Genomic DNA, 24,090 nt, shown 5'->3' with positions numbered 1-24,090 from the left:
CCTCTGTATCTGTGATACTTTTTTCTTCCAGCCAGTCGTACAGTTCTGATTCTCTGTCGGACAGTTCTATTAAGCTCAGTTGTTGTCCGTGATTGTTGTTGCGGAAATTAAGTACTCTGTCGACCAGCTGCACCGTCTGTTCATAAGAAAGCTGCAATGCAGTCATCTGTCTGAATATCTCCGGCACGGCATTGATATTGGTATTGAGCGCTGCGGCGCTGCGTAGCAATGCCGCGGCAGGATTATTCAGTTCATGCGCAAGACCCGCAGAAAGTTTACCCAGCGCGAGCATCTTTTCATTCTGCTGCTGCCAGGAAGTGAAGCTGCGTATACGTGACGACATCACATGCACCAGCGCCTCCGTGAGTTCGTAATATTTACTGATGACATCTTTGAGCTTATCAGCATGGCACGACAACACCCTGGTTTCACCCGCACACACGCCTGATCCCATCGCTGCTTTGATACGGGAGAAAGGCAGATACCCGATAATAGTATCTGTTACAAACTCACCCGTCTCCTCATACTGTCCATTCTGCACGCGCGATAATTTTATCTTCCCGGAGAGGATGATCTGCATATATACCACGGCATCACCGGTTTTAAAAAGGAATTCGCCATCTTCGAACAGATGGTCTTCCGAAGCAGCTATCAGCCATTCCAGCTGATCATCGGGCACATCTTTCAGGGCGTCAATAACTTTGAGCCGTGCAGTAGTTACAGGTTCCATATAGTCTGGCTTAATGTTTCGGTGAAGTAAAGAAAGGCGCATCTCCAGGTCAAATATATGAAAAATGTCCAGGCAATACCGCCATCCGGAGACGACACAGTTCACAGCACACAGATCGCTATACTCTACAGGAATTTTAAGACAAATCAAAGTGTGCGCGGTAGCCTATTTCAGCAATTTTGAAAACTTTTTTTGAAATATATTTGGATGATTGAAATATTTATTTCTATATTTGCAACCCCAAACGGGGACAACGGTAGGGCTGAAAAGCCCGCCACTAGCGAGGATCGGTAGTTCAGTTGGTTAGAATGCCGCCCTGTCACGGCGGAGGTCGCGGGTTCGAGTCCCGTCCGGTCCGCAAGGAAAATCTCGAAGAAACCTGCGCTGAACCGCAGGTTTCTTCTTTTAGTCGAGTTCAAATTAATTTTGGATCAGGTTGATTTTCTTTCCGGTATGATTTTGAGGTATCATTTTCTGGAGCGTTATTTGAAGAATTCGTATCTAAAATTATGTTGTTACTGTCTGGTAGGTTTAAATTGTAGCAATTACCTAATAGCTCTAATCTTTACTCTATTGAAAGGCTGTATAGAATACCGTATCAATAAAGAAAAGTGTATTGGATTTCACGATAACGTTTTCATCATGTATATCTTCGAGAATCAATCCTAACTCTTTATTGTAATAGTTGTTGGTAGGAAGTCCATTCCTTAATGTATTCTCAAAACCATTGTATGCCAGCAAATTTTTAACATCGTCCAGATCAACTGCATCATCAGATGTAACAAACTGTTGTTTTAACACAGCGCAAATTGTATCTTCGATTTCAATAAATCCAAGAAAACTATAAGCTGTATTGGGGAAAAGAAGATTGTGAATCACAATACTGTTAAAGAACTCCAACCACGTAGCATAATAAATTCCATCATTTAATTTAATAACGCTATTAGTTTCTGCTTCAAAATAAACTTTGGATTCACCACCTCTGGCAAGATATTGGGATTCGTTGGGGGCTTGCTTTATCGAAAGATTTTTTCCCAAAGCGTAGGTTTTTAAGAATTCGGCCTGCTCTTTTTTTGTGATTGCTTTACTTTCGAAATCTCTTTTAACCGTTGTACTTGTGCTAAAGCTTGCGCATAGGATATTTCTGGTTGCTGTGCAATTATCTGCTGCCCCCTCAATGATAACTCCGTCAATGATATTTTTAAGTTTGCTTCTGGTATCATTAGTATTCATTTGAAGTAAAACTACTAAAAATCAAGGAAATTTTGAATTTCATGTCGGATCAACTGCACAATAAGATGGTTTTCAATATAATAAGAAAACTCTTAACTAAGTCTAATCGAAAAATTGATTCCTTTAAATTACAATTTTGTTTAAATAATCTCGTGGGCCAACGAGGGAATTTTCTCCAGATCTACCACAAATAGGTTCGAACATTGTCCCCTCCACCCCGCAAGGAAAATCTCGAAGAAGCCCGCGCAATACGCAGGCTTCTTGTTTTTAGCCAAATTGTATTTCTTTCGCTTCTCTTGGATCAAATAGTGAAACACTAAATAGTTTTGAATGCAGCCTTCAAATTTGTATATTTCATAACCATTGCTTTCCTACCTAATAACAATACGCGGGTATGAGACATATGAACACGAAGTGGCCGAAATCCTTTTTCTCCTTTAGCCGTCCAGTTAATTACAATTACATTTATTAGCGTTTAAATTATTCCTGTTTAAATAAAGTTCTCCAAAGCCTAATAATTAATCAGATATGAAAAAAGAGGTGCTTTTTATACAAGGAGGAGGGAATGGAGGTTACAAAACGGACAAACCGTTGGTAGCTTCACTACAAACTGCATTGGGTAATGATTACATCGTACATTATCCACAAATGCTACCCGATGAATCTATACCCGATTTTGCGCCACAATGGCTCAACCAGATAGGCAAACATATTGCTGCTGCCAAAGAGGGGCTTATTTTAGCTGGCCACTCCGTCGGTGCTTCCATGTTGGTAAAATATTTTTCTGAAAACGTGGTCAATACACCAATTGCCGGCATGTTCCTGGTCGCGCCGCCATTCTGGAGTGGCAATCAGGATTGGGTGCAGCCGCTTAAACTTCGGGATGGTTTTGCTGATAAGTTGCCAAAAGACCTTCCGACTTTTTTCTATCACTGCATAGATGATGAAATAGTGCCGTTTGATCATTTCACACACTATCAACATCTGCTGCCCTGGGCTGTTTTTCGTAAAATGGCAAGCGGTGGTCATCAGTTTGATAATGATCTTTCAGTGACAGCCACCGATATAAAGAACCTGTAATCCTTGATACAATTACTTGTTACGACATCGTGATCTCATTATCTTTTAACCGTTGGTGGACCTGTTGTAATAGACGGCTCTTAAACGCTTCTTCCTGGTGTACATTCTGAATCCATACCTGTAGCTTCAGCACAACGTTGCTATCATTAATACTCTTCACCAGTAATTCAGGCGCCACTTTACCGATAATGACATCCGAACCAGACACTTCTTCCAGGATAATTTCTTTTGCCAGCGGCAACGCTGTGGAAGGAGCAATGGTGAATAACAGTTCTGCCCGTAGATGATTATTACTGAGTGTCCAGTTAATCAGTTTGGAAGATAACAGATCGCCGTTGGGTACGGTGACTTCCGCACCTTCTGTGGTCACCATTCTGCTGGACCGGATACCAATATCTTTTACCCGGCCTTTCTGTCCGGATACTTCTACGAAGTCGCCAATCTTCAGCGGACGTTCAAAGATGAGGATCACGCCTGAAACGAGGTTGTTCACAATATTCTGTAACCCCAAACCAATACCAACACCCAGGGCGCCGAGTACCACAGTAATCTTATCCATTGGTAAACCGGAAGCCGCAATGGCAATTAGAAAACCGGTTACCAGCACCAGCAGGCGTAATAACAGCAATCGGGAACTTTTCTCTTTTACTTCACCCACCAGGTCATCATCTGTCTCTCCAAAAAAATAACCGATATACTTCTGCAAAAGATTAGAAATTAACAGAATCACAAAGAACAGCAGAATATTACCCAGTGTAAAAGAGGTGTTGCCAATAATTCTGGGAGTGGCGATCAAGCTGCTGATACCGCTATATAATTCATTATAGATATTCAGATTGGTGGTAAACACCATCAGCCATAATACCACTACCAGTACCACCAGCATTTTATGCAGCCCTGCACGCACCTTTTCGAAATCAAACCGGGCAGTAATACCCCCTGCTATACGGCTGGCCTGCATCTGCAGGTAAAAGGCTTCTTCCACGATCTGTATAAACACGGTGAGGCCGATGATCTGCAATAGTCCGGCGATCGCAGCAGTACTATATACCTGAGCAATACTTAAACGGCCATACAGGTTGAAGAGTGCTGCGAGTACATTCAATATAACGAAGATCATAGACACAATTCTAACCAGCCTTCCGGCAGATAAATTTTTATAAATGCGGAAATAAATAAACAAACCGGTTACTACGGACAACCCATTTAATACCAGCATCCATATCCGGATGCGGACATCTGGCACAACAACTGCCGCGGTTCCTGTTGTAAGCAGGTATAATACAAAAATGGCGATCCAATAAACAAACATCCGGCGTTCCCACTTGCGCCAGAATAAGATTGTCAGGAAAAACAGCAAAAAGGACTGCAACGAATCTATATAAGCCGACGGCGCATTCAGGTCAAAGAAAGAGGCGATATTAAGAATAATCACCAGCGTTCCTGAAAAAGGGAAGGCTCTCAAATACTTTATATAAGGTGTCTGCAGCAATTCGCTCCTGCCGGCCTTTTTTATTCTTCTGAACTGTTTATTCACCCGGAAGAAGAATACCAGTCCTATCACCAGCATCCAGAACCAGTTATCGGAATGGGTGAGGGTATAATAATTCAGTATCTTCCCCAGTCCTTCAAATGATTTGGATGATTGCCGGGCCAGCGTAGCAGCGGAGGAATCAGTACGCCCTCTATCTTCCCACAGATAAGCATATTCTTTACCGAAAGATTTGACACTAAAAACCTGCAGCTGTTTATTGACCTTATTCTCCAGTTCCAATGCTTTAAAATAACTGCCGGAAATACCAGCCTGCAACACAGCAATCTTCTCCAGATGCTGTGTAGTGGCTTTCTGTGCCTCCTGCCATTTGCCTTTTAATTCTTTTAATTCAGGCAGGTAAAAATTCCGGAAAGTAGTGTCTGCTTTGATTTGCTTTACAAAGGAATCTTTGGTAAAAGCCATCATCTCTGCATTCATTCTCACGAGTTCCTTGTTGTAATCGAACAACCGGGTGCGCCAGTTATCCAGATGTTCCCGCATATCGGCCAGTAATACGCGGAACATTTGCAGATTGCGGATATTTAAAACATTATTGTACAGTTTCAGGTTGTCTTCAATGATTTGCAGATTGGATTTTATTTCGGGGAGTTCTCCCTCCATACCCCGTGTATCGAATCTCCGGGAGGTGATATCATTGATGCGGTTCAGGGTGTTGTGGAGCTCCTCCATCCGTATCAACAGACTGTCGACGCTCAGCTTCGCGAAGCCGGGCGTAGCGGTGGCGACTGAGTCTTTCCGGGGTTGCGCCTTAGCCGCGTTTCCACCCCAATTTAAGCAGCACAGGAAAACAAGTAATACCCGTATCGTCTTGGTGCATGCAACATGCATTGATTTTGTCATGTGTGGATAGTGAGTAATATCCCATTCAAAAAGCAGATGCCCTGACGGGAAAGTTAAACAAGTATTAAAAGAGATGACGGGTTATGAGGGCAGTTGAAAGCAGCACAAATATAATGATATTCTTTCAATTGTATGCATTCTTATTTTAACCAGATAAGCTGCCACACATATAAAACTCTCAGGCATCCAGTACTGCGGACCAAATGGATTATTCACTAACCACTGCCAAATGCCTGCTTCATATCTTTTCATCAGGCAAGTAGTATGACCACTCATGCTAATGGTATTGTCCCGGAGCATACCCGGATCAAGTCCACGTATACTCCGGTATTCCGCCACTGATCAGGGCTTCAGGGTAGTGATTTCTCCCACAGAACAGAACCGTTCAACTCCCGCCCCTGGAGGTAGACTGAACACATCCCGGTTTCTTAAATGCGTACCTGACTTAAAATAATATCTTTACAATCCATTCTTCCTACCTGATCCCCTCAACTCTCCGGTTATTTCAGCAAAATGAATTTGAACTTTTTAAACAACCCACAAGGTTATTAATTCCTGACCTTTATAAGAGCATCTGAAATGTTAACCATATCTGAAATTAATCAGCTCTGACTGCATTATACTGAAGGGCCACTTTTACATATAAGTTATCAGGAATGCAACAAAACCACTATATCTGTCTGACGACTAAATACTTTTGTATGAATGCATCTAAGAATAAGAATGTAACACTATCGTTAACCACTTTTTTCCTATTGCTGATGAATCCGTTCTCATTGTATTCACAGAATAAAGACAAAAGCGTCGAAACCTCACAGGTACCTTCCGGATATAAGCAAAATTCGGGAATAAAGGGTACCACCATTTTAAAGAGTTCAGTCAGTAATGATTCTTCAAAAGAAGCACTGATTGTTGTTGCTGAATTTACGCCTGGGGCATCAACTGGAAAACACTTTCATGAAGGAGACGAATATGCAGTAGTAATGCAGGGCGTGCTTGAATTATGGACCGATGGAAGTAATCGGCCCCAGTTAGTCAGAAAAGGGGATAGCTATCATAACGGTCGTGGCACAGTCCACCAGGCACGGAACGTAGGTAAATCCCCTGCAAAAGTAATAGCAACGTTCATAGTCGACAAAGGTAAAAAGTTAGCAATACAATCATCAGACGCTGATAAATGAGATTATAGTAGTATTAATAATATTACGCATTCGCTTCGAACCGGATTTATATACTGCGCATTAATTGCTATGAGGAAGCATCCACAAAAGTATCTAATATACTGCAGTGCGCGGGTCTTCATATTAAATATTCACCGGTCCTGATATTCCAGCTGACATCCATTTTTATATAAATCTAATAAACAAAGACAATGGGAAAACTTAGACTCCTGCTTATCACATTAACCTTGCTGGTGATTACTCCCGCTTTATTTTCACAATCAAAAAGAATGAGAATGAACAAACAACAATCTGTCATTGTCCTGGTTCATGGCGCCTTCGGCGCCGCTTCCAACTTTAACAAGGTGCTACCTGAATTGTACAAGCTTGGATATTCAAAAATCATCACGCTTGATCTGCCCGGTCATGGAAAAGACAAGACTGACACAAGCCAGCACTCCCTGGATTCATACAGAGATAAGGTGCTAGCTGCCATTGGTAACGAGAATAACGTAGTTCTTGTTGGCCACAGCATGGGAGGTGTCGTTATTTCCGCTGTCGCTGATAAGATTCCGGGACAAATTAAAAAACTGGTTTACCTTACAGCATTTCTGCCAAAGGATAATGAAACATTGCTGGCCATCACCCAGAAAGATAAACAAAGTATCTTCGGACATAACCTGATTATATCAGCGGATCATAGCTCAGCAACACTAAAGAAAGAGGGAGTAGTAGATGTACTTTGTAAAGACTGTGCCGCTTCAGATCAGGAAGATCTGATTACCGCAGCATCTATTCCCGAATCACTTAAACCCTTTGCCACTCCAGTCTCCCTGACACATGAACGTTTCGGCAGTGTTCCAAAGTACTATATACATGCAACTAAGGATATGGCCATTGGTCCGGAGTTACAAAAAGAAATGGCTGCTACCGCCGAAAACGTAGTTCGTGAATACAATATCGATGGCAGCCATTTCCTTCAGTTATCCCATCCACAACTTGTAGCTAAATACATTGATCTTATCATTGCCGGTAAATAGTCACAACACCAGGAATGACGGGGTGTTAACAATAAGGGAAAAATATGTCTACTACATCTGCAACCATCGATATTGTAAAAAAAATCTACGATAATCCGGGGGATCCATCAGTTTTCAGGGAAGTTCTGGCTCCTGATGCGAGCTGGACAATTGTTCATGGTTTTCCATATAGCGGTACTTATATTGGATCTGAAAGCCTCCTAAATGATTTTTTCGCCTACCTCCTGGGGAACGTATTGGATGAAATAATTCCATTTCCAGAAGTATATTTTGAAATCAATGAATATGTCATTGTCACCGGCTTCTACAAAGGCAGGGCTAAAACTACGGGGCTAACATTCACAGCTTCATTTACTCATATTTACAAACTTGAGAAAGAGAAAATTGTAACTTTTCAGCAATGCGCCGACACAGTGCAGATAGCCAGGGCTTTGAAAACACTGGAAATTATTGTTTAAACACTTACTACGGGTTTATAGTGCTCAGTTATATTTAAAAACAAAACTATCTGTTTGTAAAATGTAGATATACACTCGAAAAAACAGGGAAAGCGTCTGCTTTCTCTTTATTTTTTAGTAACTTATAAAACATAGAACACTAAAAATTGCCTGGCGCTTTATGCCGCAACACTAAAACATAACACTAAGGAAATGAGAGGGAGTTTCTTTTTTAAGAGAAATGAGCAGGTATTTCAGTCCGATGAAATCTATCTTTCTGAACATCGTCTTTTGATCATTGTGAAAGGCTCGATAGAGATGAGCTTCGATAACCAGACCCATATATTTACAGAAGGGGATGTTATACTATGTAAAAAGAATCAACTCATCCGGTATTTGCCAATAGATAATTGTACACCCAGCTATAATGCTATTTCAATTTATCTCAACCAGGATTATCTGAAAGCATACCTGGGCAAAAACAAAATTGTTACTGATTCATGTATGATTGAAAGACGCAAGTTCATTCTATTCAGAAAGAACTCTTTACTGTTAAGTCTTATTGGGTCAACCATGCCATATCTTGATGCTTCGCTACGCATTTCTGCAAAACTAAAGGAAATTAAACTCGACGAAATTGTTGCTATGCTATTACAGACAGATAGCAACTTAAAGAATTTTCTATTTGATTTCGACGAGAATGGGAAGATCAACCTGGAAGAATTCATGTTGAAGAATTTCATGGTTAATCTGCCAATTGAAAAGTTCGCCGTTATGACCGGCAGAAGCATCGCAACATTCAAACGAGACTTTTATAAGATCTTTCAATGCACACCACAGAAATGGTTAGTACAAAAAAGGTTAGAAACTGCATACTATCTAATTAGTGTTAAGCGGCTCAGGCCATCAGAAATATACCTGAATATAGGATTTGAAAGCTTGTCACACTTTTCAATATCCTTCAGAAAAGCCTTTGGCAGAAGCCCCTCAAAAATACTAAAAGCAATTGCTTTGGGTTTTCTCTGCGACTTCTAAAATCTACACACTGATTAGCCAGTATATGCTTCCGGAAGATCAGGCCTTCCTGCAGAAAGCTACGTTCAAAATCTTCCAAATGATGTATTTAGGTATCACAAAGTCAGATTGAACCTCTCAGATAAACTCATTATCTCTTAATTATCGTTTTTTGTTTAAGAAGAGTTGGTTCTGATCAGATCCAGAAAGCCGTCAGCAATCAGTACAACTCAGGCACATAATGGTAAACTAAACTTTTATACAATGAATAACAACATGAATATCCTTTGTAAAATTATTGCCTTTGCTGGATTCATTATCCTTACGGATTCACACTTAGCATCAGCACAAAACAAAGGGATCAAGAGAACCGACCTACAGCAACACGACCTCAATATTCCGGGAAAAATGGTCATCCAGGCACAAGTCGAAATAGCCCCGCATATTGTATCCGTCAGACATAGACATCCTGGTGCTGAAATCATCTATGTTCTGGCAGGAGTACTGGAATACAACGTGGAAGGCAATCCACCGAGAACGCTAAAGGCTGGTGAAGTACTTTTCATACCAAGCGGAAAGATCCATTCAGTAACAAATCACGGTAATGTCAAAGCAGTAGAACTTGCTACTTATTTTATCGATAAAGGGAAACCTTTTGCAGAAATAGTTAAGTAACAGATCATTCAACGCTGTTCATAAAGTTCCGATGGGTTGATACCAAACTCTTTTCTAAATGAAATTGAAAAATGAGAGAGATTTACAAAGCCGGCATCTTTATACACCTTGTTTGGCTTTAATCCTTTTTCTTTGATAAGCTGGTATGCCAGATCGAGGCGTTTTTTAAGCAACCATCTGCCTGGGGCCTCTCCAAATGCATTGTAAAAATCTTTCCTGAACAGCTCTATCTCTCTCCCTGTCAACTTCGCGAATGTCTCCAACGGAACATTCAGGTTATAATACTTAATCATAAACTCATCCAACCTTACTTTATCGACCGTAGAAAAATCAAACAATACTCCCACAATAGCAGCATCAATTTCCACCAGGATCTCCAGAATCTGTACTGTTTTAAGTTGCATTAATTCTGTACTGAGCGGAATAGCATGTACAAAAAAATGATCCAATGATTTAAAGAAATTCTGAATCAGAATATGGCTTCCGATATTGGATAACCAGGGATATTCTTTGTTTATAGGAAGAGGCATTAAAGCATATTGAATATAATACCGTTGTAAGAATGATATATTAAACGCGACTCCTATTACCTTGAATTCGTCTATCCCTGTATCTGATACGGTATTAAAACTAAAGGACTGATCAGATTTGATAAAGATAGATTCCCCTTTCTCAAAAGAGTAGCACAGATCTCCATTTGTTATGATCCCTTTTCCGTCCAGGCAATAGATAAGGGTATGATTAGGCATAAAGTAGTCGCTATTCATGGAAAAGTTCTCATCCGTTCCATAATAAAACAAATGATCAATCCCATCCACGTATACTTTGCCAAAATTAGTCGATATAGGAACTATATACTGGTATTTCGCGTCATCTGTCATTGTCTTGCAATCTGAAAATTATAATATTCGTACATAAACCAGAATGCCTGTGCCTTTCCTATAAATCAACGGCCCCAAACAACAAAAATATTATGTTTAAAGCATATACTGATGCTCCGGGAAGTTCAAAATAGCTTTGCTGCGATAATTTTAGTTCTTCCGGGTTAATAAAAGCTTTACTACAAAGTTAAATTGAACCGTTCACGCAAACTAAATACTGTCTGTTTCCCGAATTTTACTACAAGCCCAGGGCACTAAGTATCAATATAAAACAGAGATACCATCTCTAATGTTTACCAGGCACCAGGATAAAAATCTCAGGGAAGAGATAATTTTCAGCATAATAATTTGGGTAACTCATGAAACATGTAAGCAGATTTAAGTTAGCTTTATTTTGTATCGTAGCCATTGGAAGCATAATGGCTTGCAGGAAAACGAATAACCACAAGAAACAAACAATCGTTTTTGTTCCAGGATCATTTGAAACAGGGGGTGCATTCAGCAGTGTAAGGGACCTTTTGAATCAGGAAGGTTATGATGTTATTACAGTAACTTTTCCAGGAAGAGGAGACGGTTCAGATCCGAAAACTGTTACCATGGAAAAATACCGGGACGCCGTATTAGCCGTTATCGGGAGCCAGCGTAACATAATCCTTGTCGGTCATAGCCTGGGAGGAGTGCCCATTTCCTTAGTTGCAGAAAAGATTCCAAATCAAATAAGTAAACTGGTTTATCAATTAGCCTTCCTTCTGAAGGATGGTCAAAATATATTTGACTTTGCAGGAAAGGATAAAGAAACACATCTATTGCCCAATTTGATTTATAACGCGGAACATTCAGCAGCTACTGTTAATCCGGATAGCATACTATCTATTTTCTGTGAAGATTGTGCTGCCTCTTATAAGGGAAAGCTCCTGGAGGCAAACAAGCCGGAGCCGCTACGCCCGCTCGGCGATAAAATCAGTATCACGGATGCTAATTATGGTAAAGTACCAAGGTATTACATCTTTACCAGTAAAGATAAAGCCGTAGGGCCGGCAATTCAGAAAGAGATGGCAACCGCATCCGGCGTTAAGATGACATATACACTTGAAACAAGTCATAGTCCACATTTATCACAACCCGGGCAATATGTCAACATTATTAAACAGATTATCGCCGATTAATTAACTGAAAAATAAATGCATCATAGAAGAATGCTTTAAGGCTACGATATAGCATAGAAAGGGGAGCTGCGCAGCTCCCTTTTCTATTCATGAATAAGCATATCAGGCAGGGACACATTTCCCTGGAAAATCACAGCATTCACTTGCCGGTATACAGCGGCAACCGGTTGGACAGGACAGTCCTATTATAGTTCCGCAAATCGAATTAGAACATAAGTTCTGAGCTTGGCTTCTACCTCCATTTACGGCTTTGAGTTCGTTTCTGTTAAGCCGGTTTCCGCATGATTTTAAATTTTTCATAAGCTTAAATTTTTAAATAAAGAAATGTACAGGTTTGGTGTTCTATGCTACGTAATAGTATGGCCATTACTATCATAACAGCGCAATACTACTTGTTCTCACCGCAGTTATAGAACATCATCTGTTAAAGAAAATCTAATATTCCTGGCACTCTGCAAATCCCGGTTACTGCAAGCGACATCTATCATACAAAACCAATGCGATGAAGGCTCTCAGTAAAAACCGGGAGCCTTATTAATTATAACCACCCTCAAATTTCTTCTGCAACCCGCCTATCTTCGCCAGGAAATCACCAAGATCATCCATAGCTGACAGTTTTGAAGTTGCAATAATTTCAGAGATCCCGGTATCTGATGTAAACCTATATTCTGAATAGGTACAAACAGGAAGTTTGCGATTATCGTTAAACCGCCGGTCTGGCCCTCCATTTTTATTCACATACTGCCAGGTGTAGTCCACTACCCTCGCATCACGAGGTAAGCTCTCCCACTCAACAAACCTGACAGCATTACCGGTGATGCGTAAGTTCTTGTAAAACACTGCAGCGAAAGTACCTTCGCGCTTTATCAGCAGACGTTCCGGCAGGAAGAACAATTCCATATTACTGAGTGAGATACAGGGAATGGCTACGTTCGTAATAAAATATGGCATCGGTATTTTATTGGCTGACATACCACTTGTTATATTGACTCTCCTGATTAACTTGACAGCCCCTGCATTTCGTTTATGATCCGTAGTATGCTGTGCATCAAGATACTGCCAGATCCGTGAAGACTGTGAAAAGGTATCAAAATGAGTCTTGAGTTGCTTATACACCTGCTGGTACCGGTCATCCATCTCGTAGTGCAGTTCTATTTTAAACCGTCGCTTGTCCAGCTTTCTCAGCCAGCATATCAGAGGAACGAAACAGGCTACACAAGCAATAAGCTCATACCCCAGGTACTCATTCGCAAGGTTCTGCTGCTGGTCAAAGGAAACGGATAACAAAATCAACATTATTGTGCAGAAGGGTAGAATGCCCCACTTTTTTACATAAGAAGCTTGTGCACATTTCCGATTCAGCTCTGTAATAAAAGCCTGGGAGTCCGTATCCGTCAATTGTTCAACATCCGCAGATGCTATATTATTAACAGATCCGGCAGGTAGTGTTTGAGGTATTATATAGGGAGAGGGATAAGAAGGACCCGATATTTTCCGGCGATAGCTGATACCGTGAAAGTTCAGATTGACATATGTTCCTTTAGGGCTGACATTAACACGTGCTCCTTTCACACCTATCGAATAACCAATGCCTTGTTTGGAAATGTTGATTCTGAAAGGCGCAATGCCTATGGATTTTCGGTAAGACCAACTCATAGCAATAAAGTTGTGGTTTAGATAAATTATCTATAATGTTTTAGTGATGCCCATGAAGTTGAGTATGGTTTTCTCGGCTTCATCTCTGGAACTGGCGAACGGGTGCAACTCAAAACGCTTTACGCCTGATTGCTGCAACCATTTTGTCCAGAGTAGTTTTATGATCTCCATATCCGTTGGATGCACTGTTGCAGCGCCTTGTTTCGATAGCGAACGGTCGTAAAGTTCCATCACCAGGATTTCCAGATCCTTCAGGTAAGCATTATTCACAGGTCTTATCTGGAATTGTTTATTACTATCAAGAAACTGCTGCATGCTAGTCTCACCGGAGTTTGAAAAAGCCTCCCTGAAACGGGCAACAGTATTCTGGCCCAAATCAACTCCTTTGCCAAATATGCCGGCCTCAATGTATCCATCTGTGGGCATGATGAGGATATTCCGATACGTATTCACATAGGTGTTATGATCCAACCTAACAGGCTTTTCAGAAAAGAGCACCCGCTTATCATCAATGCCCTGATTCAGGTAGCTCCATATGTCTGCACCAAAGTTCTGCCTAACAGCAAGACCATTAACCCGGGTGAATTCCATTGTCATTTCATCTTCATCCTTTTTCAGCGTTTGCCTGATATAGTTGATTCGTTCTTTCTGGTTTGCAAATCTGTCAAAGTCAATCAGCAGCTTATCTGTATTTACTGCATATTGATTAATCAATCCTCTGTTGATAAAGTCGATCCTTAGTTTATCCTTCTGATTTTCTGATCTTTTAAACCGAAGGATAGATGGATATAAATCGCTGGTGACGATTGACAGAATATTCACATCATTAAGCGGACGTTTATAGCGCTCCGTATCAACCCGGTTCGACATATCTGGTGCAAACAGAATATTAAAGTGTGTAATAGTAAATACACTGCCAGTATCCGGTACATTTTCATGATCCCGCTGCGGAGCACGGCAGCCCAATGCAGCAAGCAACGCGATAAAACCGGTTAAATGAAGATTACGCATACTGAGCGATTTTTACACGTTTATCAATTTTACCTGCATACATTTTCTCCGTCTGCCACCTGGCGGCCACTTCCACTGCCTGAGCGGTTTTTGAAACCGCTTTGGGTATTGCATATTCTCTGTGAAGGAAGTCATTCCAACCTTCAAGGAATACGTTGATCCGGTCTTTTAAAGCATCTTCTGAGACAGGCAGGTAGTCTGATTGAATATGCGTGGTGTAAATGAGTGCAATCTGGTCAATATTCTCCGACTCCTTCAGCAACTGGGACCTCTTTTTTTGCAGATCCTGGTTTAACCGGACAGGCAGTTCCCTCAACTCAAGATCGGTATGTTTAATATCTGTTTTTAATTGAATGATCTGTAGCTCGAGTGTTGTTATACTTTCTTTGAACAGCACAATCCTGTCTGAATTGGTAGTCATCTCTTCCCGGAGCTGTTTAATTCTGAGTTGGTTTCGCTGCGTAATCATATCCGGGCTTCGTTCTTCGAAGATGCGCATCAGCCTTTTAAATGCCAGCTTAAAGATCAACAGGCCGGAGGCGCCCAAAATAAATACCAGGTAGAAGTTGGTATCGGAGAAAGCCATCCTGGGTTCCCAGGGTACACTAACATTCCCCTGGAGAAGATTCATTTCATGAACAGCCTGCGTTACCCGATAAGCAATAGTCCCATCTATTACCAATATGCCGAGCACAAAACTTAATACAGATGCCACCCATTTCCATCGCTGGCTCACAAACTGGTCAACAACCGCAAATGCCAGCGGGATAAATACAAACAGGAATATAAAAGAAACGGCCGTACCGGTTTTACTAAGTGCATGCGTCAACGCTTCCGGATTAAAAACCTGGGCGGGAGCTACCGGAATACCCTGCGCTTCCTGTAATTTTGCGTCTGTCACTCCAAAAAGCAAAATGTAGGCCGCTGAAGAATAAAACACAAACAGGTAACTCAGCAATGCGATGTTAAAAATCACGATCGTGATAAATTCAAACCACTTTATTCTTGGTTTTACCCATTCCTGCTCTGCGACCTTTATCCGTTTTTCCAGTTCGACATTCTCCTCCTCTTTAACGGGTATTTTATTCTCTCTGATATCCAAAATACTCCTGGTAGTAGACTCAATCTCAGCCGTGAGTCTAACGTTCTTTATCTCCAGGTTGGTTTGGGCGATGGTACTTTCCCGTTCCATAAAATCAATCTGAATCTCACATTTTTTCCCAAGCGTATCCAGGCTCTTTGTCCTGTATTCTTCAATCCTGGATATCAGCCGCCTTTTCTTATCATCGATAACATCAATATCATTGATGAACATAGAGTATAAGGTATCGAATGCCTTATACAGTACCTGGTGGTCCCCGTTGTTGGCACTGCATCTCTCAAAGCCTTGTTCCCAGAGCAGCTTGCGGTCAAAGCTGCCTATCTCTGCAGCAATCATAGAATCCAGCACCTTTTCAAACTCCGCTCCAGCCCTGAGAGGTTGCACGCCTCCTGTTCCTCTGGATTCTTCTTCACTAACAAGAGACGAAGCATTATTATGCACCGGTTCATTCCTTTGCTCGAGTATTTTGTTCTTGATGGTATTAAAGTTCTCTATTAATGCATCGATAGTCTCCTGGTGATTGGTGCTGATGATACTCTCGTGGTTATTCTTTTTTGCATTTATGGTCCAGTTATAGGAACCATGCAGAGCAATCCGTCTGTCAATCACGCAGAATTTCTGATTCATTATACCATAACCATTGCTCTTAATTTTATAAACGGATGCACCTTTGGCTACCAGCCTGTTAAAGTCCAGTTTCTCGTTGTCCTGGTTATCAGCGATAACAATTTCAATAGCAACACCTTTTTCCAGCTTACCAGACAAAATATTAAACAGGTCTTCATCTGTAAACCATCCTGTAGCAAGGAGGATTTCAGACTCCGCTTCGAGCAATTCAAGCTGGATTTTTGCATAAATTTCTTTGTTGTCATTAATGACTTGCTGATTTATGGGGTCCATAGTTGAGGCGTTTTGGAGGTAAACAATTTAGCGTCTTCTATAGATTGGCGGAAGAAGAACTTAATTTAAGGAGCGCTGTTCCCAGTGACAAAGTGTTTTCTTACTCCGGATAGCTTTCTCCAATGTTGTTGAAATGATCTTATACTGACAATTGCTCAGACCTCTGCAATCTGCCCGGTAATGGTACTTTCTCACATTTTTGTTATCGCAGATATAGACAGTTGTAGCATCGATGCAATTAACGGTATTGAAAAGACAGAGTACAAGTAAAAATGTCTTCATGCAAGAGCAGATTGAAAGATGTATTAATAGCGTTCATCTGGAATACACTACCCTTTATGGCAGGTGGGTGAGCAGAACTTGCAGCCATCAACTCCCGAATAAATTTCCCTGGCTGAGTTAATCGCCTCGCGGCAGGATTCAAACTCTCCCAAATATAACCTGTTTCCCAGGCTGGGAAGAAATGTACAACGCTGATCATGCACCTCGTGATCTCCATTGCTCTGTTCAATTCTTGATACGTAATAGTTCTGTTTCATAGCGATCAGTTTAATTATGTATCAAAATTAAAACTAGGGAAATGACGATTTTTATGGGAACCCGTATTGTGGTGTTTTTCTGGAAAAAAAATTGAAGGGTACGGGGGATTTATATACGTTAAAAGGTATAGGCCTATTATATTATCCCCATATCTTTACAAAATGCAATCAGCTGTTCATTCTTTGAGAACTCCAGTACATCTTTTATTGCATTCAACCGTTTCTCCACGCTACTCAGGCTGGCCGGTTGTATCTGTTTCTCCTTCAAATAAGCAGGTATATCTTTCTGCATCATGCCATTTGCCAGCAGAGAGATAATGGTAATATCATACTCCGTGAAATTGTGTGTATTCTTTTCCCCGATCATCTGCGAAAGATGCCTGGGGAAATGGCGTTGATTTTTATCAATCGCTTCTATGGCTGATTTAAGTTCTTTCGCATCATTTCTGGCTTTACGTACATAGCCATCAATATCCAGTTTCTCAAATAGCATTTCAATTGCGGTTGGTTTGTCTTCCGCAGAAAACACCACAATTTTTATATCAGGTTGAATCTGACGTATAGCTGGAATAAGCTGCACGCCGCCATTAATATTCTGCGGACGCGAGTCTTCCTCAAAATACAGATCTGTGATAAGGAGGTCATAAGGTTCATTATGCTGCAATGCCAGCTGTATTTTTGTTAAAGCATCATCACAATAGTAGACATAATCCGTCTGAACTATTTCCAGCTCTTCCAGGGTTTTCTGGACAGATATATTGGCACTTTCGTGGTCTTCAGCTATTAATACTTTTGTAATCATACTATGATATTGGAAAAGAAATCTGGATTTTAAGCCCTTTTTTCAGGTTCGTATCAAAAGTAATCTTACCGTTTATATTCCTGATACGGTTTCCCGTATTGGTCAATCCATTTCCCGGACTATATTCTGACGGCAGTCCTACTCCATCATCAGCATAATGAATACTGGCCTGGTTACCCGACTGTTCAAATCTGATAACCACATTACTAGCGGAGCTATGTTTTCTCATATTCACCATCAGCTCCTGGAGAATGTATTCCACCTCTCTTTTTGCCTGGTCCTTCATTCTATCCCAGTGGATTTCATCCTTCACTACCGTAGAGACTTTTGTGGTGTCTGTGGCAAATGACTTTAATAACCTGGTTATTTCAGTCTGAAAATCTTCCGCACTGGGTTCAGATAGTTCATAAGAAATATTACGGGAGCGTTTGTACATGAGGTCAATCTTGTCCAGCAGGCTTTCTTTTTCAATTTCAGGCTGGTATTCAACCTCCGTCATGATGCGGTACAAACCATTGGCCACCACATCATGTACCTTTTGTGAGGTTTTCAGCTGGTGCTCCCGGATCCTGTTCTGGGTTTCCCATTCCAGCTGCTGTTTACGTTTTCGGTACCAACCTGCCGCCACGATAGCCGCAAATATCATGAGTCCTATTACGCCGCCAATCACTACATATTGTTTTATGATCTGCACCCGCTTTTCGCTGTTCTCCTTCTGCAACTTCAGGTTTTCCGCTTTATTCTTTTCTGCATCGTAGCGTATGAGGGCAAACTGGTTCTTGGCAGTATTCCGGGCGGTTTGAATGCTGTCACTTAAATACTGATAGCGGGTAAAATATTGTTGAAATTGCTGGGGCGGGCCAAGCAGCATCAGTTTCTGCAACGCTTCCAGCTCATCGTCAGGACTGTTGAGGTGCCGGGCAATGGCATACATCTTATTTGCATAGATCAATGCGGAATCCGGATGAACGTGTGCATAATAATCGGAAAGATGGGCGTAACTGGCGTTCTGCCCCCAGTAATCCTGCGAGTCCTTCCTGATCTGTAAAGCAGTCAATAATTCCGGGCCAGCCTGATAGGCGGAGTCCTGCAGCCACTTTGTCCGGGCCCGGTTAGACAGTACCCTGGCATACTCCTTTTTATCATTTTTGCCTTTATTTATATTAATAATAATGGAGTCGTAGATCTCAATAGCACGGGGATAGTCACGCTTTTTCTGGTAGACAAGTGCTTTATTATTAAGACAGATCTGTTTAAAACCACTGTCCTTGGTAAATTTCAAAGTATGATTGTAATAATCAAGGGCAGCATCATAGTTCTTTAGGCTCAAACTGGTTCCTCCCAGCTCATTATAATCAGCAGACAGGCAGTAGAAATCCTTCTCCTTTTGCTCATCCAGGTATTTAAGTGATGCCAGTAATGTTTCCTGGCTACCGAAATAGTCTCCGGCATCGGACTGAATGGCCGCCATGCGGTTATACGCCCTGGCAATCAGCAGGCTGTCACTGGCAGAGGTAGCCACCTTATTGAAATAGTAAAAAGCCGAATCGGGTTTTACATTTAACAAGGACTCCGCTTTTTTATAATCAGGCGTTGTTATTACAGGAATTTCTGTTTTCTTCTTTTTGCATGCAAAAAGACCGGCGGTTAATAAGAGGAGGAGAAGATGCTTTTTCAAGGTGGTAATTTAGGGCTGTCTGTAAAAAATAAGGAATTCAAACGAAAAGGATATCTCTGATTATTCTGATGGTTACTGACTGGGGTACTGCATTCAACACACTGAACTGGATAAAGATAAAAATTTTTCCCAATAGCTACTTTTATAAAAAAATAAGGCAAGCTTGGCTTGCCTTATTTTTACGTTACTACTTAATTTCCTTTGGGAGGAGGATTAGGAGGAATATGTCCTGTTTCTCCCCCGGTATCGGTGTCCATTGTAATTACGGGTGAACCATTATTGTTATTAGTTGTAGTTGTATGGTTCGGGCATACTAATGCCCAAAGCAAGGCTATAAAAAATGAGTACATTTTAGTTAGTTTTAGAAAGTCAGGAAAACCACGGTCAGCAACTTGCTGGGCCGGAAGAGAGGGACAGGAAGCGCTTCCTGCCATTTTTGGGAAGAGGGGGAGAGCATTGATTGCGGAAGCCGTAAACGCTTCCCAAGCCGGTTATCAGATGCCGCTTTCGCTGCTCAGGGTGAAATCAATCTGTACAGTGAGAATCGCTAGCTAATGCGAGATCAATTGATTTCGAGACAAAGGTAGATTGGGGTAAGTGGTTGATTTGCATATGGTTCCGATAATTCCAATGATTCCGAAAGGAATTCCGGTAACGCCGGAAATTCCGGACAGATTCCATAAATTCCGTTCGTTTTACTTATACTTTTGAGATGTTTATTATTGATTATCAGAAATCAGTCTTTGCAGATTATCAGAGAAAAAAGACAGAGAATGCGCTATCCCCACGCCTGATACACCCCACCCCTGCGAAAATCAGAGACGAATGTATTGCGGTATGTGAGGAACGATACGAGGCCAAGGATGAACAGGTATTAAGAACCTTTTTCGGTAAAAAAGATGATCTGGCAGCCTATATTCAGGCAATAAGAAAATATGAACCAGACAGGTTTAAACCCCTGCTCAACTATTTAAGAGGCCAGGTTGACAGTCCTGACGAAACAAACATTGAGCTCCTGGCATGGTTGATCGATTTTGAGCCCAGGCCTTATAATGACAGACACCGGTATGTTCCTGCCAATTATGAGTTGGCGCCGTCAAGTACCGAAATGGAGCAGCGTATTAAAACGGAAAAGCCGGAAGTTGAGGAAGAGGATGAACAGGAGGTTCGGGAAAAAAGTAAGGAGATTGTTGAGAAGAGGCCAGAGGTACCCGAGGAAGAACCAGGAGGTTCGGAGCAACCCGACGGTACCAGACTAGGATTTGGTTCGTTACTAGGGACACCAACCCCACGGGACACCGACCCTCCCCCCGAAAAGCGGAAGCGGGTTTTAAACATACGGCTTACGATCACACTAATATTCTCATTTCTAATAATTGGAGCAGGCGTTTACTGGTATCAAAATCGTGACCAGCACCCAAGAATGCCCCTGACCGGCAAGGAAAGTTGCATGTACTGGGCAGGGGACCATTACCAGGAAGTATCCTGCAACCAAAATCTTGGCGACACCTTAGTGCTCGCCCTGGACAGCACAAAACTGAAGTCTTTCAGGAAGATAACCCAGCCCGATACGATCACCGGGTATTCAATAGGACATGTGTGGTACGTTAAGGTCGAGGGGGGAATAGAGTTTTATACGGCTGATGGTTTTCATCCCATATACCATCTCAAGAAGCTGAAGCCATTAACCAGTTACATTATAACTACCTATATCCGTCCTAACAACTAGATGTCGCATTTAATATCTAAAGAAACTAAAAAAGGCCCGCATTGTCTGCGGGCCTTTTTGTTAGATATCCGATTAATATGTTCAGCTCACAACAAGCTTATACCCTACCCCCCGCACATTCACAATGGCGATAGAGGAATCTGCACTTAAATACTTTCTTATTTTTGAAATAAATACGTCCATACTACGGGCATTAAAGTAGTCGTCGCTTCCCCAAAGTGTCAGCAGGGCATTACGGCGCGGGACAATAGACTCCCTGTTCTCAATAAGAAGCATGATAAGTTCATTCTCCCGCGAGGTGAGTGTGATGGATTTTCCACCGGTTCCCAGTTCCATCCTGCCATAGTCAAAGGTGTACCGCCCAATCTGGAATATCTTCTGGCTACTTTTCTCCCTCTCAATACTCCTCTTAACAAGTTCCCTGATTCTGACTGTCAGCTCTTCTATACTGAAGGGTTTCCTTAAATAATCATTCCCGCCAATTTCAAACCCCTTGACCACATCTTCTGTCAGGATACGGGCAGTCAGAAACAATACGGGCGTCTTCCTATCAAATGCCCGTACTTCCTTCACAAAAGAGTAGCCATCAAACTTAGGAAGCATAATATCCACTACGCAAATATCAAATTGATCGTTTTTAAAAATGGTCAGGCCATCAGCTCCGTTTTTGACCCAGGTAACCTGAAATCCCTCTTTCATAAGCGCATCACAGGTTATCTTACCTAATCTTACTTCATCTTCCAGATAAAGTACATTTATACCCGCATTCATATGACAAACATTGAAGAAACGGAAGAGCTGTGTTTAGTGACTCTCTTGCTCTCCCATAAAGAAAATTTCAGGAATAAAGATATTTGTTAAATGACACTTGAAGGTTAATATAGGGTTAATCAATGTTAATGACTGTTAATCCCCCAATAAAAAAGTTGCCAGGAATGGCAACCTACCGTAAACTGCATGATCACATTGCATGCGATAAACAGCATAACTAAATCAAGAAACCCAGCCTAAAAAAAAATAACAGTCGAATAACTTAGTATCCTAAAGGTAAACAGGTTCAAACCACATCTGAGTTAATAAACTGCTAACTATCGTTAATTATCGTTAAAGGTGATGATATCAGTAACAACTACCAGATGCTTCCGGTAATAAAAAAAGGCTGCAATCAATAGTAGTAATATTGTAAGCGCTAAAATATTACGCCGGAATTTACGTTTGGATGCAGGAACAATTTCGAATGAGGAATCATAAATCCTGTCAATACTAAGAATACGTTGAAGCACATCCTCCATTCCCTCATCATCATAACCATCCGGATTCCTGACAGCCTCCAGATCAATCAGCAAGCCCACCTCCCGGCATAAATCCGGATGTGAAGAGCTACTGACAAGATGCAGTAACTCCGATTTTTCTGCGGGAGCAAGCTGCTTCCGCTGATACAGTTCTAACAAGAATAATAGTCTTTCGTTTACCATAATTGACTAATAAATTGCTTAACGCCTTGCTTTATCCCGGTTAATTGCTCGTCTGACAACGTTTAGAGGAGATTTAATCGATCTCAACACTGCAGTTATGGAGAGAGATCGCACCTTCCCAATACCGGCGGGACTTAACCCGAATAAGCGATTTAGCACATAGATCAGCCCGCGCCTGACGGTTAGCTTGTCAATAATATCCACGCCTCCGCTTCCCTGGTGTTCATGCAACTGCTTCCAGTTATTGTTACCCCCGAAACATTCAGCTACAAGTTTATACCTGATGATATCAATCAATCCCGATGCTGCCAGGGCCAATATCCATTCACGAAAATACCTGATCCGCGGGAGCTCATCTCTGCATAGCCAGACAGTAGTAAAGGTTACCTCTATAATTAAAATGCCATCTTCTCTACCAAGTTTATTCAGATAAGGCAGCAGCACTTTCAGGTGACGACGGAAAATAATGGCGAATGCCCGCTCATCTCCTTCGGAGATACGTTGCAATAACTCATATTCCCCTATGATAGATATGGTATCCAAAACTTCGTTGAAAATTGATTCAAGTAATTCCGGGTTCCTGTTACCGGCAATCCAATCACAGTACATGATCAGTTACTGACAGTACAGGGCAAAAGTGAAGATTTGAGGAACTTCAAATTATTATCAGCATGTTATTTAATGTTAACAAATGTTAATACCTACACTAACAATTATCTGTTAACATAGCATAACAAAACTTAGCATCCCAATAACATACCGGCTTTATTATTTAAAGGACCTTCGTTCCGCTAAACGTATTATCCTCAATACAAATGATCTCATTGGGACAGTTATACTTTTGATCCGATTAATGTGAACCCGTGACTCTTCACGGGTTCCGTTTTTATATAAAGCAGGATATATTCATTCTTCATCAAAGTGTCATCGGTACATAAAAGGCATACTGCGTTTCATAAACAGCAGATACCAGTTAACGCGATTGATTCTTATCCGGATCTAAATCCCATGAATCACAAACACCAACCAGTGATACTGCTTTACTCAAATAGTATTTTCAAACGACAAGACCATCCTTGAAAGGACGGTCTTGTCGTGAAGATCAAAGATTAATAATAAATATTACCTATAAAAGGTAGTCTGAAAACCGCCATATCCAGTACAAATTTCGGCAATCAAATAAATACGGAAGTTATTGTAGCGTTAACGATTGTGAAGTAATGTTAAGACTGTTCAATTCAATTTCAAATATAAAAAGCCGCCTTAGAAAAAGCAGCCGGAATATTATAACGAAATAAATAAAGTAATGATGAATCATTACTTTCCAGTCGACATGACCGTTAATCAACCGGTAATCTGTAAGAATAATTGCATATTCTAATGCAAG

At 41.2% G+C, this 24,090-nt stretch carries 22 protein-coding genes and 1 tRNA gene; 9 read left to right on the top strand and 14 right to left on the bottom strand.

Going from position 1 to position 24,090, the window contains the following annotated elements; translation table 11 throughout:
* A partial coding sequence (locus VM802_RS15235) for a Crp/Fnr family transcriptional regulator (RefSeq protein ID WP_325531949.1) occupies window positions 1–730 on the bottom strand: 730 nt, incomplete at its 3' end.
* Between the two features lie 284 nt (window positions 731–1,014).
* Here VM802_RS15235 and VM802_RS15230 point away from each other — a divergent pair.
* Window positions 1,015–1,088, top strand: a tRNA-Asp gene (locus VM802_RS15230).
* A 212-nt stretch (window positions 1,089–1,300) separates the two neighbouring features.
* Here the strand turns inward: VM802_RS15230 and VM802_RS15225 are convergent.
* Window positions 1,301–1,963: a putative polyvalent protein kinase domain-containing protein gene (locus VM802_RS15225; protein WP_325531947.1), complete on the bottom strand. Its 663-nt coding sequence runs from the start codon at window positions 1,961–1,963 to the stop codon at window positions 1,301–1,303.
* A gap of 528 nt (window positions 1,964–2,491) precedes the next feature.
* Between VM802_RS15225 and VM802_RS15220 the strand changes: the two genes are divergently transcribed.
* Window positions 2,492–3,043 (top strand): alpha/beta hydrolase, encoded by a 552-nt coding sequence (locus VM802_RS15220; RefSeq protein WP_325531945.1) that lies wholly within the window; start codon window positions 2,492–2,494, stop codon window positions 3,041–3,043.
* A 19-nt stretch (window positions 3,044–3,062) separates the two neighbouring features.
* Here VM802_RS15220 and VM802_RS15215 read toward each other — a convergent pair whose 3' ends face one another.
* The gene (locus VM802_RS15215) at window positions 3,063–5,438 is read right to left on the bottom strand and encodes a mechanosensitive ion channel family protein (RefSeq protein ID WP_325531943.1); all 2,376 of its coding nucleotides are present in this window, start codon (window positions 5,436–5,438) and stop codon (window positions 3,063–3,065) included.
* Between the two features lie 701 nt (window positions 5,439–6,139).
* On the opposite strand from VM802_RS15215, the gene VM802_RS15210 reads away from it, so the two are divergent.
* The 5 genes from VM802_RS15210 to VM802_RS15190 all read left to right on the top strand — a co-directional run bounded on the left by VM802_RS15210 (window position 6,140) and on the right by VM802_RS15190 (window position 9,764).
* Window positions 6,140–6,619, top strand: coding sequence for a cupin domain-containing protein (locus VM802_RS15210; RefSeq protein WP_325531942.1), 480 nt, complete (start codon window positions 6,140–6,142; stop codon window positions 6,617–6,619).
* 275 nt (window positions 6,620–6,894) lie between these two features.
* Window positions 6,895–7,638 (top strand): alpha/beta fold hydrolase, encoded by a 744-nt coding sequence (locus VM802_RS15205; RefSeq protein WP_325531940.1) that lies wholly within the window; start codon window positions 6,895–6,897, stop codon window positions 7,636–7,638.
* A 44-nt stretch (window positions 7,639–7,682) separates the two neighbouring features.
* Window positions 7,683–8,096, top strand: coding sequence for a nuclear transport factor 2 family protein (locus tag VM802_RS15200; protein WP_325531938.1), 414 nt, complete (start codon window positions 7,683–7,685; stop codon window positions 8,094–8,096).
* 192 nt (window positions 8,097–8,288) lie between these two features.
* A complete protein-coding gene (locus VM802_RS15195) occupies window positions 8,289–9,110 on the top strand; it encodes a helix-turn-helix domain-containing protein (protein ID WP_325531936.1) in 822 nt (273 codons plus the stop codon).
* Window positions 9,111–9,353: 243 nt separating this feature from the next.
* The gene (locus VM802_RS15190; RefSeq protein ID WP_325531933.1) at window positions 9,354–9,764 is read left to right on the top strand and encodes a cupin domain-containing protein; all 411 of its coding nucleotides are present in this window, start codon (window positions 9,354–9,356) and stop codon (window positions 9,762–9,764) included.
* 8 nt (window positions 9,765–9,772) lie between these two features.
* Here VM802_RS15190 and VM802_RS15185 read toward each other — a convergent pair whose 3' ends face one another.
* Entirely contained in the window at window positions 9,773–10,513 is a 741-nt protein-coding gene (locus VM802_RS15185) for an AraC family transcriptional regulator (protein ID WP_414647090.1), read from the bottom strand.
* A 491-nt stretch (window positions 10,514–11,004) separates the two neighbouring features.
* On the opposite strand from VM802_RS15185, the gene VM802_RS15180 reads away from it, so the two are divergent.
* Entirely contained in the window at window positions 11,005–11,811 is an 807-nt protein-coding gene (locus VM802_RS15180) for an alpha/beta fold hydrolase (protein WP_325531929.1), read from the top strand.
* A gap of 534 nt (window positions 11,812–12,345) precedes the next feature.
* Here VM802_RS15180 and VM802_RS15175 read toward each other — a convergent pair.
* The 7 genes from VM802_RS15175 to VM802_RS15145 all read right to left on the bottom strand — a co-directional run bounded on the left by VM802_RS15175 (window position 12,346) and on the right by VM802_RS15145 (window position 19,499).
* A complete protein-coding gene (locus VM802_RS15175) occupies window positions 12,346–13,467 on the bottom strand; it encodes a DUF4236 domain-containing protein (protein WP_325531927.1) in 1,122 nt (373 codons plus the stop codon).
* Window positions 13,468–13,497: 30 nt separating this feature from the next.
* Window positions 13,498–14,478 carry a hypothetical protein gene (locus VM802_RS15170; protein ID WP_325531925.1) on the bottom strand — a complete coding sequence of 327 codons (981 nt, stop codon included), beginning with the start codon at window positions 14,476–14,478 and terminating at the stop codon, window positions 13,498–13,500.
* Window positions 14,471–16,480 (bottom strand): phospholipase D-like domain-containing protein, encoded by a 2,010-nt coding sequence (locus tag VM802_RS15165; RefSeq protein ID WP_325531923.1) that lies wholly within the window; start codon window positions 16,478–16,480, stop codon window positions 14,471–14,473. The genes VM802_RS15170 and VM802_RS15165 overlap by 8 nt, the downstream gene beginning before the upstream one ends.
* Before the next feature lie 60 nt (window positions 16,481–16,540).
* Window positions 16,541–16,762, bottom strand: coding sequence for a hypothetical protein (locus VM802_RS15160; protein ID WP_325531921.1), 222 nt, complete (start codon window positions 16,760–16,762; stop codon window positions 16,541–16,543).
* A gap of 47 nt (window positions 16,763–16,809) precedes the next feature.
* On the bottom strand, window positions 16,810–17,019 hold the full coding sequence (locus VM802_RS15155; RefSeq protein WP_325531919.1) for a hypothetical protein: 210 nt from the start codon (window positions 17,017–17,019) through the stop codon (window positions 16,810–16,812).
* 136 nt (window positions 17,020–17,155) lie between these two features.
* Window positions 17,156–17,821 carry a response regulator gene (locus VM802_RS15150; protein ID WP_325531917.1) on the bottom strand — a complete coding sequence of 222 codons (666 nt, stop codon included), beginning with the start codon at window positions 17,819–17,821 and terminating at the stop codon, window positions 17,156–17,158.
* A gap of 1 nt (window position 17,822) precedes the next feature.
* The gene (locus tag VM802_RS15145; RefSeq protein WP_325531915.1) at window positions 17,823–19,499 is read right to left on the bottom strand and encodes a tetratricopeptide repeat-containing sensor histidine kinase; all 1,677 of its coding nucleotides are present in this window, start codon (window positions 19,497–19,499) and stop codon (window positions 17,823–17,825) included.
* A 712-nt stretch (window positions 19,500–20,211) separates the two neighbouring features.
* Here VM802_RS15145 and VM802_RS15140 point away from each other — a divergent pair.
* Window positions 20,212–21,228, top strand: coding sequence for a hypothetical protein (locus VM802_RS15140; protein ID WP_325531913.1), 1,017 nt, complete (start codon window positions 20,212–20,214; stop codon window positions 21,226–21,228).
* An 81-nt stretch (window positions 21,229–21,309) separates the two neighbouring features.
* On the opposite strand, the gene VM802_RS15135 is transcribed toward VM802_RS15140, so the two are convergent.
* The 3 genes from VM802_RS15135 to VM802_RS15125 form a co-directional block, all read right to left on the bottom strand.
* The gene (locus tag VM802_RS15135; protein ID WP_325531911.1) at window positions 21,310–21,999 is read right to left on the bottom strand and encodes a response regulator transcription factor; all 690 of its coding nucleotides are present in this window, start codon (window positions 21,997–21,999) and stop codon (window positions 21,310–21,312) included.
* 323 nt (window positions 22,000–22,322) lie between these two features.
* The gene (locus VM802_RS15130; RefSeq protein WP_325531909.1) at window positions 22,323–22,679 is read right to left on the bottom strand and encodes a hypothetical protein; all 357 of its coding nucleotides are present in this window, start codon (window positions 22,677–22,679) and stop codon (window positions 22,323–22,325) included.
* A gap of 42 nt (window positions 22,680–22,721) precedes the next feature.
* Window positions 22,722–23,246 carry an RNA polymerase sigma factor gene (locus VM802_RS15125; protein WP_325531907.1) on the bottom strand — a complete coding sequence of 175 codons (525 nt, stop codon included), beginning with the start codon at window positions 23,244–23,246 and terminating at the stop codon, window positions 22,722–22,724.
* Window positions 23,247–24,090 lie beyond the last annotated feature (844 nt).

The organism is Chitinophaga sp. (assembly GCF_035538455.1).
Classification (GTDB): domain Bacteria; phylum Bacteroidota; class Bacteroidia; order Chitinophagales; family Chitinophagaceae; genus Chitinophaga.
The sequence above is the reverse complement of the archived record's forward strand: the minus strand, read 5'-3'. Positions and strand labels throughout refer to the sequence as shown.